This is a genomic window from Streptomyces sp. NBC_00252, assembly GCF_036187565.1.
In the GTDB taxonomy this organism is placed as follows: domain Bacteria; phylum Actinomycetota; class Actinomycetes; order Streptomycetales; family Streptomycetaceae; genus Streptomyces.
Genome location: NZ_CP108087.1, coordinates 24,637 through 39,997 on the forward strand (window position 1 = coordinate 24,637; position 15,361 = coordinate 39,997).

Here is a 15,361-nt window from a genome sequence, read left to right on the forward strand (position 1 = left end):
CTGATGCGGGTGCGGGGCGGCGCGGGGACGGGGGCCTGTGATGGCCGGGCATGCCGGACGGGGCCGCCCGTATGTTCCCCGGCAGCCCGGCGGGCGGGCGGTCGGGGTGGATGCCGTGGCACCTGTCGGGAGAAGGGCGCCGCGGAGCGCGGGGGGACTCCCCCGGGCGGGGCAGGTGTCCGTGCCCTCGCCGCCAAAGGCCGGGCGGCGGGGAAGCCGCGAGGAACCTGACTGCGGCTGCGCCGGTACTCCCCGGGCCGGCCCTCTGCGCTGGCCCGCGGCCCGGGGCCTGGTAGCCGGGGCGGTGCGGCGGGCGGACCGGAAAGGCCTCCCGGCCAGTGGCGGGGAGCGTGAAGAACGTGGCCTCTATCGTGCCGGTACTGCCCCGGGCCGCCCTCGGGTCGGCTCTCCGTGCGGACCGGCCGGCCGACGGGCCAGCGGGCGGGCCCGGCGGTGGGGCTGCCCGTGCGGGGTGTGGCCGGGGCTGTGCTCCGCCCCGGCCGCGCACTCCTGGCCCCGGGTCAGCTCTCCGTGCCGGGGCGCTGGCCTGCGGTCAGGAGGGCGCGGCCGGTGAGGTGGATCGCTGTCAGGTGGGTGACGCGTTCGCCGAGGTGTTCGGCGGTGGCGATGTCGGCCTTGTGGACGGCGTCGGGGGGCAGGTCGCCCGGTGCGGTGGCGGCGGCGCCGTTGAAGTAGCCCAGGCGGTTGAGGTCGTTGTCGCTCTCATGGCTGAGGTGCCAGCCCGGGAGGAGGCCGAGGCTGACCCAGATCATGCCGTGCTGGGCGCCCAGGGTCTGGAAGTAGCCGAGGGTGGAGTCCTTGTCGCCCGCCTTGCAGGCGCCGATGGTGAACCCCGAGCCGAGTTTGTCCTTCCAGGCCTGGCGCGCCCAGCGCCTGCTGGTCGACTCGGCGAAGGTGTGGAAGGCGCCCGACGCCGAGCCCATGTAGGTGGGCGATCCGAAGACGATCGCGTCGGCCGCGTCCAGGCTCTCCCACGCGGCGTCGTCCATGGCGCCGACCCCGACCATGGTCACCTCGGCGCCCGCCGAGACGGCGCCCGCCCGCACGGCGTGCGCCAGGACGTCGGTGTGGCCCCGGCCGGAGTGGTAGGCGACCGCCACGGCCGGCGGGCGCTGCAGTGGTCGTGGTGGTGTCTGCATCGGGTGTCCTCCTGCGGACGCGGAGCTGCTCACGGGGGTTCAGGGGTGGGCCGGGAGGCGTTCGTGCTCCATGCGGAAGTCCTGGCGGCCGTACTCCCGCCGGGCCCGTTCGATGGCCTCGGCCGTGGTCATGACCGGGGTCCAGCCGAAGAGGCCCGCGATGGTCTCCAGGCGCTGGGCCATGGGGCCGCCGACCACGTGGCAGGGGATCTGCAGTTCCTCCAGGGTGGCCAGCAGCATCCGGTCCACGCTCGCGCGGAAGGCGTCGTTCATCGGCCGGTGGCCGTCCGCGGCGAGCGGCAGTTCGTGGCGCAGGTGGACGTAGGCGTCGTAGGTGGCCTTGACGTGCTGTTTGAAGGCGTGCCCGTACTGCTCGACGACCTCGCCGAAGAACACCATCTGCGGCGAGGCCGGCGCGGTGGGCAGGCCGTCCGCGGGGGCGGCGCTGGGGTTCATGCCGTAGCGGCGGCGGCCCTCGCCGTAGAGCCACTCCTGCAGGGAGGAGCCGTCGGAGACGAAGTCGTCGCCGAGCAGGGCCTCCTGCACCGCGCGGCCGGTGTGGCGGCGCAGGGTGAGCTGGAGGAACTGTGCCGGTGTCACATCGGCCAGCCGCACCCCGGGCAGGGCCTGCGGCATGATCTCCCGGACGGTGCGGGCCAGTGAGCGCGGGATGCCGGTGTAGTGCGACAGCGCCATCACCGTCGAGGTCTTGCCCGAGGAGTAGGTCCCGGACACGGCTATCTTCATTGGCTCCTCCAGCCCCCTGTGCGGGTGGGCTCATGGCGTACGGGAACAGTCCCTCAGGCGGTCTTCACCGCGGTCAGGACGGCCTGGACGGGGATGACGTCGGGCGGGATCTCCGCGGCGTCCTTGGTGAGCGCCTTGGTCACCTCGAAGCCGCACTCGCGCAGCCAGCGCTCGTAGACCGACAGCTTCTGCGGGCCGCCCTGGCCCATGGCGGCGCCGATGAAGAAGGCCGGGAAGAAGTCGACGTTGTAGTTGTCGCGGTCGGTGATGTCCTCGGGGTAGACCGGCACCAGGATGTTCACCGTGCCGCCGGGCTTGAGTGCCTTGTGGACGCCCTGCAGGATCCTGACCACGTCGGCCCTGTCGAACATGTCCAGGAAGTGCTTGACCAGGACGACGTCGTAGCCCTGGGGGATCTCGTCGAAGACGTTGCCGCCGATGAACGACAGATGCTCCTCGAGGCCCGCGGCACGGAAGTTGGCCAGCGCCTCGCTCTCCTTGCCGGGCAGGTCGAAGGTGGTGACCGTCAGGCCCTCGGAGGCCTTGTGGCGGTAGGTGTGGATCGCGCCCAGGCCGGTGTTGCCGGCCACGTCCAGGACGCGGGAGCCGGCCGGGATGTCGATGTTGGCGAAGAACCAGGGGTCGATGTTGGCCGTGACGTTGTTCATCAGCTTCAGCCAGGAGTCATTGAGGTCCTGGTGGTCGGCGACCGCGTCGTAGAGGGTGCCCTCGGCGCCGTAGAGCTCCTTGAGGCCGACGACGGTGCCGGTGCGGGCGGACTCGGTGAGGTAGAACAGCTGGCGCAGCGCGGTGACCTTGATCAGGTTCATGTAGGCCAGGGCCCGGTCCAGGTCGGCGACGGGGACGTCGCCCAGCGCGTCCAGGGTGTAGGTGCCCGCCTCCTCGTCGTGGGCGACGAAGCCCTCCTTGACCAGGAGGAACAGAAGCTGTTCCACGGCGTCGGGGCGGGCGCCTGCGGCCTCGCCGAGCTGGACGGCGCTGGAGCCGGGGCGGGCGCGCAGGGTGTCGACCAGGCCGAGTTCGAAGGCGGAGAGCAGGCTCATGAACCGCGAGGGTCCGACCATGTACTCGCGCAGTCGGGCGAGCGTGGCGTCAGGTGTCACGGTGTCAGCCTTTCGAGTCGGTGGGGCCGGCCGCGGGGGTGTGTGCCGGCGGCTGGGTGAAACGGCGGGCCAGCTCCAGGCGCTGCACCTTGAGCGTGGCGGTGCGGGGCAGTTCGGCCTGCGGGATCTGGACGGGGTCGGCGAGCTGCGGGAAGGCGGTGGTGGCCGCCCGCCAGCGGGCCGGGTCCAGGGGGGCGTCGTCGTGGGTGCAGACCACCGGGACCGCTTCGCCGTTCGGGCCCTGGACGACGACCAGTTCGCTCAGTTCCGCCAGGCCGCCCAGGACGACGTCCTCGATCTCCAGGGAGCTGTGCACCCCGGGGATCATGTCGACCTCCCGGTCGAGCATGTGCAGGCAGCCCAGCCGGGTGCGGTAGCCGACGTCGCCGGTCCCCCACCACTGGCCGGTGCGGTTGCCGTCGTAGCGGTCCTGCTCGCCGTGGTAGGTCTTGGCCAGACCCGGCCAGGCGACCTCGATACGGCCGGGGTGGCGCCGGGTGGGGCGGCGGCCGTCGATGCCGACGACGCGGATACGGGCGGCGCCCCGGGGCATGGCCCAGCCCACGCAGCGGCCGTTGGCCTTGTGGGCGAAGGGACGGAAGTAGGCGCGGCCGACGGCCGGCCCGACCTCGCTCTGGCCGTAGATCTGGAAGAACAGGGCGCCGCGCCGGGTGGAGGACTTCAGCAGCCGGCTCATGGTGGCGGGGTGGATGGCGTCGAAGGTGCTGGAGAAGACCTTCACCGAGGCGAACGGCATCCGGGGGTCGTCGGTGAGCTGTTCCCATTCCATGAGGGAGTTGGGCAGCGCCTCCACGAACGCGGGGCGGTGGGCGAGGAAGTGCTCGGCGACGACGGCCGGGTCCGTCTCACGCAGCAGCAGCACCGGGTACTGCTTGAGCAGGGCCAGGGACATCGCGGCGACCATCCGGGAGTGCACGAACGGCACGTGGATGGCGACGGTCTCCTTCCTGCGCTTGAGGGCCAGCAGCCGCCACTGCGGCACCAGGCGTATCGCCTGGGTGCGGGGGGTGTGGACGACGAGCTTGGGGATGCCGGTGGTGCCGGAGGTGTGGGTGATGACGGCGGCCTCGTCCAGCGGCCGCAGCACCGGCCGTACCCGGGGCGCGCCGGCGAGTTCGGCCAGCGAGACGGCGCCGGGCCGGTCGGCGGCGGAGGTGATGACCCGGCGGGTGAGGTCGGCCAGCGGCACGCCGTCCAAGAGGTCGAGCTTGTGGCCGTCGGTGAGCAGGGTGGGGCGGCCGACCCGCTCCAGCAGGACGCCGACGGTCGTGGCGTCCAGGGCCGGGGAGAGGTTGACGACGACCGCGCCAATCCGGGAGATCGCGGCGGCGAGCATCCAGTGGTCGGCGTTGGCCGTCTTGTAGATCACGACGTGTTCGCCGGGCCGTACGCCGGCCGCGTGGAGGCGGCCGGCGAGGTCGTCGACGTGGCCGGCGTACTGGCGGACCGTCAGCTGCCGTCCCGCCTCGGGCAGGACGTCCAGGTCGTGGTCCAGGGTGATCGGCGTCGAGGGGTCGACGGCCGCGGCCATCTCGGGCAGCAGGCCGATGTGCAGGCCGCGGCGCTGGATCGATCGGTAGGCGGTGGAGCCCTTCATGGGGATGTGTCTCCTTCGGGGGCACGCTGCGGGACGGGCAGGACACGTGAGGGGTGCCGGGAGGGGTCCGGGGGTGAGGTGCCCGGTGGGGTGCGGGGGTGGGTCATGCGGCCCGGCGGGCGGTGCCCGCGTGGGCGTGTACCGCCTCGCGCAGGGTGTGGGCGACGCGGGTGACCTGGTCCTGGGTCAGTTCGGCGTGCATGGGGATCGCGAGCTGGCGGGTGGCCAGGTCGAGGGAGATGGGGCAGGTCTGCTTCGCGTCGAAGACGGGCTGGGTGTGGCCGGCGAACGTGCCGTGTCCGCAGCCGATGCCCTGGGCGCGCAGCGCGGTGGCCACCGCGCCGCGGTCCACCGTCTCGTCGAGGGTGACCATGTAGGTCTGCCAGGCGTGGGTGCGGTCGGCCGGCACGTGCGGCAGGGTCAGCAGGTCCTCGCCGGCCAGGAGTTCGCCGTACTGCGCGGCGACCGCGCTGCGGCGGGCCAGGAGTTCACCGATGCGGCCCAGCTGCACCTGGAGGATCGCCGCGGCGATGTCGGACAGCTTGAAGTTGTAGCCGATCTCGGTGAACACCGGGATCGGCAGGCCGACCACGTTGCCCATGTCGAAGATGCTGCCGATGCCGAAGGAGGAGCGCAGCCGGGCGTCCTTGCCTATCTCCGGGTCGGAGGCCAGCAGCGCGCCGCCCTCGCCGCTGCTGGCGCCCTTGCGGCCGTGGAAGGACAGGCAGCCCACCTCCGCCAGCGCCCCCGCCTTGCCGCCCTGGTAGGTGGCGCCGACCGCGCAGGCCGCGTCCTCGACGAGGAACAGGCCGTGCCGGTCGGCGATCTCCTGCAGTTCGGTGTAGTCGGCGGGCAGGCCGACCGTGTCGACCGCGATGATCCCCGCGGTGCGGGGGGTGACCAGGTCGGCCACCGCCTGCGGGTCGACGGTGTAGGTGTCGGGGCGTACGTCGGCGAAGACGGGGGTGGCTCCGACGTAGCGGGCGGCCTGGGCGGGCGCCGGGAAACCGTAGTCGGCGACGATGACCTCGTCGCCGGGCCCCACCCCCAGGGCGAGCATCGCCAGGTGCAGGGCGGCACCGCAGTTGCTCACCGCGACCGCGTCACCGACCATGTACTCCGCCGCCAGCCGGGCCTCCAGCGCCTTGCCCTGCGGGCCCTGGCCGGCCGGCCAGCCGGAGGCGAACACCTCGGCGACGGCGGCCAGTTCCCGCTCGCCCAGACTCGCGTGCACCAGGGGAATCGCGTCCATCGTGGTCAACTCCGTTCACGCTCCGCGCCCGGCGGCCCGGGGGGAAGAAACAGGGGAAGAGACAGGGGAGGGAACAACAGGGGCAACGGCAGGCGCCGTTGCGAGGGCCGGAGCCGATCCGGGTCCGGGTCCGGGTCCGGCCGCAGGGGCGGTCGCGGGCACGGATCCGGGCGCAGCCGCGGGTTCGGGCGCAGCGGCAACCGCGGGTTCAGGCGCAGCCGCGGGTGCGGGTGCGGGCGCCGGTTCGCGGGCGGGGGGCTCGTAGCGCAGCGGGGTCAGCTGGTGGACGTCGTAGCGGCGCCGCATGCGTTCCACGGCTTCCTGGTCGATCGTGCCGCCCGCCTGCCAGATCTCGGCGATCTCCTCGAAGTAGAACTCGTGGTACGGCGAGGGATAGCACTGGAAGAGCATGCGGGCGGGCGTATCGGAGGCGTTGCGGAAGGCGTGCGGGGTGCCCGGGGGGACGAACATGAAGGCGCCCTCGGTCGCGGCGGTGATCCGGTCGCCGTCCGGGGAGGTCCACCGGTGCCAGGAGTCCTCGGTGCGCCGCTCCGGCTCGAACGCCAGGAGCTCCAGCTCGCCCTCGAGGACGTAGAAGAACTCCTGCGCGTCGTGGTGGACGTGCGCCCCGACGTCGAAGCCGGGCGGGACGACCACCTCGAAGACCGACAGGGAGGAGCCGTGGTCCTTGGTGGCCTTGAAGGTGACTTCCTGCGCCTTGGTGATCAGTTTCCGGCCCTGGCCGGGCGGGACGATGAGGCCAGTCATCCGATTCGGTTCCTTCGGCAGAGACGGCGGCGGAAGAAAGCAAGAAGGGGTCAGTCGACGTCGGCACGGGCGCCGTCGCTCCAGCGGCCCAGCGCCATCTCGGCGGTGATGCCGGGACCGAAGCCCGCGATCAGGCCGGTCGCGTCGGGGGCCGGGGTGTCCTCCTCGAACAGGCGGCGGGCCGCCTCCAGGACCACCGCGCTGGCGATGTTGCCGTACTCGCTGAGCGTGGCCCAGCTGTGCCGGAACACGCTGCGGTCGACCTCGAGGAACTTGGCGAGGTCGTCCAGGATGCGCGGGCCGCCGGCGTGGACGATGTAGAAGTCGAGGCTGCCCGCGTCCCAGCTGTGGTCCTTGGCGAACTCCCGCAGCACCGGCGCCAGCGGCTCCATCGTGCCCGGCACCCGCCGGTCCAGCTGGAAGTGGAAGCCCGTCTCGCGCACCGCGTAGGAGATCCAGTCCTCGGTGTGCGGGATGAGGTAGGAGGCGTTGCGCTCCAGCTCGATGCCGGTGCCGCCGTTGCCGCGCACCACGGCGGCCGCGACCGCGTCCCCGAACAGGCCGTCGGAGAGCAGCGAGCCGATGTCGTCCATGTCGGGCTGGTAGCACAGCGAGCAGAACTCGGCCGACACGATCAGGACGTTGCTGCCGGGGTGGGCGACGCAGAAGTCGTGGGCGCGGTTGACGGCGGCGCCGCCGGCCGCGCAGCCGAGCTGGGCGATGGGGATCTGACGGGTGTCGGGGCGCAGCCCCATCGTGTTGATGAGCCACGCCGTCAGCGACGGCATCAGGAAGCCGGTGCACGACACGTAGATGATCGCGTCGATGTCCCGGGCGGCGACGTCGGCGTTCTTCAGCGCCTCCTCGACGACCTGGGGAGTGCGCTTCTTGGACTCGACCTCGTAGATGCGGTTGCGTTCGGTCAGGCCCGGGTGGCGCAGGGTCTGCTCGATGGGCTGGACGAGGTGGCGCTTCTGCACGCCGGTGTTGCGTATCAGGCGCAGCGCGAGCGGCAGTTGCTCCTTCCCCTCGTGGACACGCCGGGCGAAGTCCAGCGTCTCCTCCATCGTGATGACGTGCTCGGGCGCCTGCACCGCGGGCTTGCACAGCCTGGCCATGTCTGGTCCGCCTTCTCTAGGTCTGCCGGGGAAAAAGTGCACGTACGTGCGTGGGGCGTGCGCCGGATACGGCGCGTGGGGCCGGGGGCCGGGGGGTTACGCCGCCGCGGGGTGCGGGGCGAGGTCCATCAGGGCGGAGAGGACCGGCGGCCTGCTCCAGTCGGGCGCGCTCAGGGTGATCTCCAGGCGGCGCGCGGTGTCGTCCTTGACCCGTACCGGGCCGATCGCCGCCGTCAGCCGCGCCGGTGACATGCCGTCAGTTCCGGTTTCCGCGACATCGGTTGGGCGGGGGCGGGTCACCGCGTGGACGTACCAGACGCCTGCGGGGATGTGCTCCAGCGTGAAGGGGCCGGGCGCGGACGCGTGGGCGAGCCGGACGGGGGCGCCCTGCAGCAGGGGGCTGGCGAAGACACCCACCCGCACCGCCCGCGTGCTCCCGCCGGTGGTGCGCAGCAGGCCCGTGACCGTGCCGGTGCCGGTGGGCCGGGCCGCCTCCGGCGTCGTCACCGGCGCGGGTGCGGCCGGGGTCGACTCGGGTGCGGGCGGGGCCTGTCGGGGGCCGGCCGGGGTGAGGGAGAGCGCGCGGTAGCCGGTGGGCGACAGGCCCACCAGCTCGGTGAAGCGGCGGGTGAAACTGCCGGTGCTGCTGTAGCCGACGCGCGCCCCGATGTCCGCGACGGTCAACTGGGTGCTCAGCAGCAGGACTTTGGCCTCCTGCAGCCGTACCGCGCACAGGAACCGTCCCGGGGTGACACCGGTGACCCGGGTGAACACCCGCAGGAAGTGGTACTTGCTGACCATCGCGCCACGCGCCAGCTCCTCCAGGCTCAGGGGCTCCCAGAAGCGTTCGCGGATCGTGGTGACGGCATGCCGCACGAGGTGCTCCATGAGGGCTCCTGACGAAGAACCGCCGGCCGGCGGGGAGTTGACCGGCACCGGCCCCGCCCGGACGAACCGCACAGCCACACGGTCACCGGGTCACCGGGTCACCGGGCATCGGGGCGCTGGGTCGGGGCCGCCGCCGCGCGACGGACGCTTGACGCGGCCGGCGCATGAGCCGGCCGGCGCTTGACGCGACCGGCGCACGGCACGGCCGGCGGGCAGCGCGAGTGACGGGTGGCGCGATGGACGGGGGGCGCAACGGGCGCATGAAAAAAGGGAGTCGGGACGCTCGGTCCCCGACTCCCTGCCAACTCCCCGCCGCCTGAACCATTTTCGGGCAGGGGAGGTGTGCCGAAATAGTGACACGGTCGCCACCCGCCCGCCAAGACTCCCCCGAAGTGACGTAGGTCACGTCAACTGCGTTCGGGGGCCGCGGAGTTGGCGTACGGATCACGCCACCGGCACCCGACCGGTTCTGTAGCGGCCTGCTGCCACCATCGGCCCAGACCCACACGACCGGACACGGAGGGCGAATGTCTCGCGCCGAGGAAGCCACCGTCAGGACCAAACGGTCGACCGCACCACCGGCGCGGGCCGGCGACGCCGGCCGGCTGAAGGGGCTGCGCCGGACCGGAGCGCTGATCACCTTCATGCTCGGCGCGCTGTCCGCGGTGCCGCCGCTGTCGATGGACATGTACCTGCCCGCACTGCCCGACGTCACCCGCACCCTGCACTCCTCCGCCACCAGCGGCCAGCTCACCCTGACCGCCTGCCTGACCGGCATGGCGCTGGGCCAGCTCGTCGTCGGCCCGATGAGCGACCGCTGGGGCCGGCGCAAACCGCTGCTGATCGGCCTGCTCGTCTACGTCCTGGCCTCCGTGTGCTGCGCGGTCGCGCCCGACGCCGGGCTGCTGATCGGCTGCCGGCTGCTGCAGGGCCTGGCCGGGGCGGCGGGCATCGTCATCGCCCGCGCCGTCGTGCGCGACCTCTACGACGGCCTGGAGATGGCCCGGTTCTTCTCCACCCTGCTGCTGGTCTCCAGCCTCGCCCCGGTCGTCGCACCGATCCTGGGCGGGCAGGTGCTGCGCTTCACCGCCTGGCGGGGCGTCTTCCTCGTGCTGGCCGTGATCGGCGTCGCGCTGACCGCGCTGGTGTGGCGCCGGCTGCCCGAGACGCTGCCTCCCGAGCGGCGGCGCGGCGGGGGTGTGCTGGGCGCCCTGTTCATCATGCGCGGCCTGCTCGCCGACCGGGTCTTCGCCGGCTACGTGATGGTCAACGGCTTCGCCTACGGCGCCCTGTTCTCCTACATCGCCGCCTCCCCCTTCGTCATCCAGGGCATCTACGGCGCCTCCCCGCAGACCTTCTCCCTGCTCTACGGCCTCAACTCGCTCGGCATGATGATCGTCGGCCGCGTCAACGGGAAACTCCTGGTCGGCCGGGTGCGCCTGGACCGGGCGCTCGGCGCCGGGCTGAGTGTCATCGCGGTGGCCGGGACCGTGCTGCTGCTGGTCGCGCAGGGCGTCTTCGGGGACGCCGGCACCGTCCCGGTGGCCTGCTGCCTGTTCGTCATGATCTCCGCGCTGGGCCTGGTGCTGCCCAACACCAACGCGCTCGCCCTGATGCGCACCCCGCACGCCGCGGGCTCCGCCTCCGCCCTGGTGGGCACCTCCTGCTTCGCCATGGGCGCCGTCGCCACCCTCCTGGTCGGCATCGCCGGCAAGGGAACGGCCGTCCCCATGGCCGCCGTCCAGACCGGCAGCGCCCTCGCCGCCGTCACCTCCCTCCTGCTCATGTGCCGCCCCTGGCGCAGCCTGCCCGCCGAGGAGATCCGGCACTAGTGCTCAGGCCGTGGACCGTGATCATGGATACGGAGGCTGCTCGCCGGTAGCCTGCCCGCGTGACTGAGTCCTGGAGCGAGGAGCAGTTGACCGCGGACGGCTTCGAGCGGGTGTACGTCGAGTCGGACTGGAACGGCGAACCGGTGACCGGCCTTGCCGACATCGACGGGAAGCCTCACCACTTCGAGATAGAGCGCTACGACCCCACCCATGAAGTCAGTGAGTACCAGGTCTGGCCCGCGAGCGAGACGGTGGCGGAGCTGGAGCGCGAGCAGTGGGCGATCTACGCCAGGTGGTACGAGCGCAGTCAGGCGGGCGAGGTCGGACACGAGAGCCATCCGGGCCACGGCGGGATCGACGCCCGCTATGACGAGTTGGAGCTGCTGTTGGCGCCGCACCGCTTGGCGCCGGACGGCGCCCGTCGGCTCGTGTGCGAGCTGCGGTTCATTGCCGGTGTCGACGTCCGCTACCGGGTCGAGGGGCCCGACTACTGGCTTCGGTGGCGTCCGAGCAGCTGAGACCGCCGTTGACCACCGGAGCGGCGCCACGACGAAACCCCGCGCGAGACCGTCCTCGCGCGGGGTTTCGTCGCGACCGGGACCCCCCCTCCTCTCCCTGCCTCTCCCCCGCACATACAGAGCAGCTCCCGCGGACCGTCTCGACGGGCTGCGGAAGCTGCTCGGTGTGTCCTGGGTGGGGGCCGGTTCAGGCGGCCGTGTCGGGCTCCGGGGGCAGGATCAGGGTGGGTTCCAGGACGACCCGGACGGCGGGCTCCTCCCGTACCGCGCGGACCACCGGGTGGCGTGGGCCGCGCTGCTGGCGCCAGTGGGCCTGCGCGAGGACCACCGCGACATACGGGATGACCACCGCCCCGGCCAGCGCGCAGCCGGCGAGGACGGGCCAGCGGTTCCAGGTCGCGGCCATCAGCACCACGCACACGGTGCGCACCACCATCGCCATGAGGTAACGGCGCTGCCGCCCGCGCACATCACGCGTCAGCCCGGCCCGCGCCCGGGTGATGGACTCGGCCGGGACCACGTCCCGGCGCCAGCGAACTCTGCTCATCGGGCCTCCGAGGACGAGGAATTGGGCTGTGGCGGCAACGGCGCGGCCCGGAGGGACGCAGCCTGAAAGGACCTGGTCCGAAGGGACTGGCCTGAAGGGGCGTGGCCTGACGGTGAGTTGGGTCGGTGGCACGTCAACCGGGCCGCATGCGACGGATGGTGACGGTCCGTCAGGCGGTGTGACCGGGGAACGGCGGCGGCGCGGGTGGCCGTCCCCCGGTCACCCGCGCCGCCCGCACCGGCCCCGCCCCCGGGGTCAGTGCGTTTCCCGGTCCGCCTCCCGGCCTGCGGAGTGGCGGCCCGCGCCGGAGTCCGCGGACACCGGTTCGGAGGGGCCGTGCCCGTTGGAGGCGGCGTGGCCGTTGGAGGCCGCGTGCCCGTTGGCGGAGGGCCCCTCGAGTGCGGCGGGTTCGGCGTGGGCGAAGTGGGCCAGGGCCTCGCGCATCTCGGCCGGGGTGGGCTTGGGGATCTGGTTGCCGTAGAGCCAGCGGCTGAGGCGGTGGCGCAGGGCCTGCCGGCGCCGGTCGGGGTTGGGCACGCCGTTGTGCTCGGCGGCGGGGGCGGGCAGCGGGGCGTAGGTCTTGCGGGCCAGCAGCGCGTACTCCCGCTGGCGGTCCACGCGCTGGTGGACCTCGACGAACTCGCCGTGCGGCAGTCTCCTGATCCGGCCGGTCTCCCGGCCGTGCAGCAAGGTGTCGCGTTCACGGCGCTGCAGGCCCAGGCAGATCCGCCGGGTGACGACGTAGGTCAGCGCCGGGACGACGAACACGCCGATCCGTACCGACCAGGTGATCTGGTTGAGGGAGAGGTGGAACTCCTGGGCCAGCACGTCGTTGGCGCCGCCGAAGAACAGCACCAGGTACAGGGCGACGAAGCCGATGCCGAACGCGGTGCGGGTGGGGTGGTCGCGCGGCCGGTCCAGGAGATGGTGCTCACGGCGGTCGCCGGTCACCCACGCCTCCAGGAACGGCCACAGCGCGATCACGGCCATCATCAGGGTGGGCACGATCACCGCGGGGATCAGGATGCCGAGGTTGACGGTGTAGCCGGCGAGGCTGAACTCCCAGGCGGGCATGGCCCGCAGGGCGCCTTCCAGGAAGCCCATGTACCAGTCGGGCTGGGAGCCCTGGGAGATCTGGTCGGGCCGGTAGGGGCCGTAGGTCCACACGGGGTTGATCTGCGCGATGCCCGCCAGCAGGGACAGGAACCCGGCGATGATGAAGAAGAAGCCGCCGGCCTTGGCCGTGTAGTGCGGGAACAGGGGCTGGCCCACCACGTTCTTCTCGGTGCGGGCGGGACCCCTGAACTGGGTGTGCTTGTGGTAGAAGACCAGGATCAGGTGGACGGTCAGCAGCGCCACGACGATGCCCGGGATCAGCAGGATGTGGAAGCCGTAGAACCGGCCGATCACGTTGTGGCCGGGGAACTCGCCGCCGAACAGGAACATCGACAGGTACGTGCCCACCAGCGGGATGGCCAGGGTGACGCCCTCGGCGATGCGCAGGCCGGTGCCGGAGAGCAGGTCGTCGGGCAGCGAGTAGCCCACGAAGCCCTCCAGGGTGACCAGCACCAGCAGCGTGAACCCGAACAGCCAGTTGACCTCGCGCGGCTTGCGGAACGAGCCGGTCAGGAAGTGGCGCAGGGTGTGCAGGCACAGAGCGCCGATCATCGTCAGCGCCGACCAGTGGTGCAGCTGGCGGATGAACAGCCCGCCGCGGACCTCGAAGCTGATGTGGACGGTGGAGGCGTAGGCCTGGGACATCCGCACGCCGTGCAGCGGCCCGTAGGAGCCGTGGTAGACGGTCTCGGACATGCTCGGGTCGAAGAAGAGGGTGAGCCAGATCCCGGTCACCAGCAGCACGACGAAGCTGTAGAGGGCGATCTCGCCGAACATGAACGACCAGTGCTCGGGGAACACCTTGCGCACCAGGAAGCGGAAGTTGTAGATCCCCAGCCGGCCATCGGTCCAGTCGGCGATGCGTTCGCCGCGCGGCGCGGTGGTGCGGCCGGCGCGTGCGGGTGTGTCGGTGTCGGTCATGCCCGGGCCCCTTCCCCTCGCCGCCGGACGGTGGGGGCGGTCTGCCGCGGCGAGGGCCGGACCACCGTGTGCGACGGGACTGCGCCGGGTGCGGGTCGGGGGGCGCCCGGAGGTGTGCCGGGGGTGGCTTCCGGGGCGGCTGGTCGGTTCACTTTCTCCACTCTCGTCATGCGGGACACCTCGTGGGGCCGGGTGGGGGGGCGGGGTGTTCACGGCCGCCTCCGTTCACCGGCGGGGGCCGGCGCCGGTGTGGGCGGCGGCAGGTCTGCGGGCCGCGCGGGCACGGCACCGGCGATGCGCACCGGGGCCGCTGCGGGGGCTGCGGGGGTGCGGCGGCGGGGGGTGTCCGGGCCGTGGGTGGTGCTGGGCGGCGCGAAGGGCGCCGGACCGGGCAGAGGTCGCAGGGCGGCCCGCAGGACGCGCGGGCGCAGCGCCGCCAGCAGCCGGCGGCGGGGCGGGGTGCAGGGGGTGCAGCAGCAGGGCGGCCGCGTGCGGGTCGCTGGTCGCGGCCGCCGCGATCCGGGCCGCGTAACGGGCGCGCAGGCCGCTGGCCGGGCGGGGGGCGGGGTGGGCCTGGCGCCAGGCGGGGGCCACCTGGCGGGCCAGGGCGTGGCGCAGCCGGTGGCTGATGCCGACGGCGGTGCCGTGGCCGGTGAGGACCTGGTCCAGGGCCAGCGCGCACTGCACCGCCAGGGCCATGCCGTGGCCGTGGGCCGCGTCCAGGTCCGCGAGCGCGTCGCCGACGACGAGGAACTGGTCGGGCCAGCGGCGGAGTTTCTCGTAGCGGTGCCAGCGGGCGCCGGTGCGGGTGCAGCCGTAGACCGGGCCCAGCGGGCTGGCGGCGGTCAGCAGGTCGTGGAGCAGGGGGTGGCGCAGGGTGCGGGCGGCGTGCAGCAGGGCGGGATGCCCGGCCGGGGGGCGGGCGGTGCCGGGGAGGGTGAGGGTCACCGACCAGCGGCCGCCCTCGACCGGGTGCAGGACGCCCTGGCGGGGCAGGCCGGGCGCTGCCGTCACCAGGAGGCTCTTCCAGTCGGCGACATGGCCCACCGGCGGGGCGAAGGCGGCGGTGGCGAAGGCGGCCGGGGCGGCGGCGAGGGTCTGCGGGGGTGCGGGGTAGCCGAGTTCGGCCAGCCAGCGCGGGGCGTGGGAGCCGCGCCCGGAAGCATCGACCACGAACTCCGCCGGCAACAGCCGTGGCACACCCCGGCCGTCCGCGGCGGCGCGCTCGCGGGCGCGCACCCACACACCGGTGACGGTGTCGTGGCGGCCCCCGCGCAGGCCGACGGCCTCGTGCCCGGGCAGGAAGGTCACTTTCGGGTCGGTGCGCAGCCGGGTGCGGACCGCCGCGTCGATCAGGTCGCGGCCCGCGGAAAGCAGGGACAGGCCGGCGTCGAAACGGGGCAGCCAGCCGGCCGGGCCCAGCACCAGCAGGTCCCGGGGCACGGTGAGCCGGACCGCCCCGGCGCCGGCCAGGTCCTGGCCGATCCCGGGGAAGAGCCGCTCCAGCCCCTGATGCGCGGCCGGCGCCAGCGTGTGGGTGTGCCGGGCCTGGGGCACCCCCGGACGCCGTCCCGGCCCGGAGGGCACCCAGTCGCGCTCGATCACCGTGACGTGGTCCATGAAGTTGGCCAGGGCCCGTGCCGCCGTGAGCCCGGCGAGCCCGGCGCCGACGACCACGGCACGCCCGTGGCCACCACCCGCGCCGGCCCCCGCGTATGCACTCAACTCGGCTGCCCTCCCTGCTCGTTGTGC

At 73.0% G+C, this 15,361-nt stretch carries 12 protein-coding genes and 1 pseudogene; 2 read left to right on the top strand and 11 right to left on the bottom strand.

The features are described from left to right. Positions 1–521: 521 nt before the first annotated feature. From OHT77_RS00105 to OHT77_RS00140, 8 genes and pseudogenes are all read right to left on the bottom strand, one after another. Entirely contained in the window at positions 522–1,160 is a 639-nt protein-coding gene (locus OHT77_RS00105) for a flavodoxin family protein (protein WP_328825779.1), read from the bottom strand. 39 nt (positions 1,161–1,199) lie between these two features. Continuing rightward, a complete protein-coding gene (locus OHT77_RS00110) occupies positions 1,200–1,907 on the bottom strand; it encodes an AAA family ATPase (protein ID WP_328825780.1) in 708 nt (235 codons plus the stop codon). 53 nt (positions 1,908–1,960) lie between these two features. Next, a complete protein-coding gene (locus OHT77_RS00115; protein WP_328825781.1) occupies positions 1,961–3,031 on the bottom strand; it encodes a methyltransferase in 1,071 nt (356 codons plus the stop codon). 4 nt (positions 3,032–3,035) lie between these two features. Beyond that, complete coding sequence (locus tag OHT77_RS00120; protein ID WP_328825782.1) at positions 3,036–4,649, bottom strand: class I adenylate-forming enzyme family protein; 1,614 nt, start codon at positions 4,647–4,649, stop codon at positions 3,036–3,038. Between the two features lie 103 nt (positions 4,650–4,752). After that, entirely contained in the window at positions 4,753–5,901 is a 1,149-nt protein-coding gene (locus OHT77_RS00125; protein WP_328825783.1) for a DegT/DnrJ/EryC1/StrS family aminotransferase, read from the bottom strand. 234 nt (positions 5,902–6,135) lie between these two features. Further along, a pseudogene (locus OHT77_RS00130) lies at positions 6,136–6,669 on the bottom strand (cupin domain-containing protein); the annotation flags it as partial. 50 nt (positions 6,670–6,719) lie between these two features. After that, entirely contained in the window at positions 6,720–7,787 is a 1,068-nt protein-coding gene (locus tag OHT77_RS00135) for a type III polyketide synthase (RefSeq protein WP_328825784.1), read from the bottom strand. Positions 7,788–7,883: 96 nt separating this feature from the next. Then, positions 7,884–8,675 (bottom strand): helix-turn-helix transcriptional regulator, encoded by a 792-nt coding sequence (locus OHT77_RS00140; RefSeq protein WP_328825785.1) that lies wholly within the window; start codon positions 8,673–8,675, stop codon positions 7,884–7,886. A gap of 527 nt (positions 8,676–9,202) precedes the next feature. On the opposite strand from OHT77_RS00140, the gene OHT77_RS00145 reads away from it, so the two are divergent. Further along, on the top strand, positions 9,203–10,507 hold the full coding sequence (locus tag OHT77_RS00145) for a multidrug effflux MFS transporter (RefSeq protein WP_328825787.1): 1,305 nt from the start codon (positions 9,203–9,205) through the stop codon (positions 10,505–10,507). Between the two features lie 59 nt (positions 10,508–10,566). Then, complete coding sequence (locus tag OHT77_RS00150) at positions 10,567–11,025, top strand: hypothetical protein (protein ID WP_328825788.1); 459 nt, start codon at positions 10,567–10,569, stop codon at positions 11,023–11,025. A gap of 187 nt (positions 11,026–11,212) precedes the next feature. Here OHT77_RS00150 and OHT77_RS00155 read toward each other — a convergent pair whose 3' ends face one another. From OHT77_RS00155 to OHT77_RS00165, 3 genes are all read right to left on the bottom strand, one after another. After that, the gene (locus OHT77_RS00155; RefSeq protein WP_328825789.1) at positions 11,213–11,572 is read right to left on the bottom strand and encodes a DUF3099 domain-containing protein; all 360 of its coding nucleotides are present in this window, start codon (positions 11,570–11,572) and stop codon (positions 11,213–11,215) included. Between the two features lie 255 nt (positions 11,573–11,827). Continuing rightward, on the bottom strand, positions 11,828–13,609 hold the full coding sequence (gene qcrB / locus OHT77_RS00160; protein WP_328825790.1) for a cytochrome bc1 complex cytochrome b subunit: 1,782 nt from the start codon (positions 13,607–13,609) through the stop codon (positions 11,828–11,830). A gap of 225 nt (positions 13,610–13,834) precedes the next feature. Then, positions 13,835–15,334, bottom strand: coding sequence for an FAD-dependent oxidoreductase (locus OHT77_RS00165; protein WP_328825791.1), 1,500 nt, complete (start codon positions 15,332–15,334; stop codon positions 13,835–13,837). Positions 15,335–15,361 lie beyond the last annotated feature (27 nt).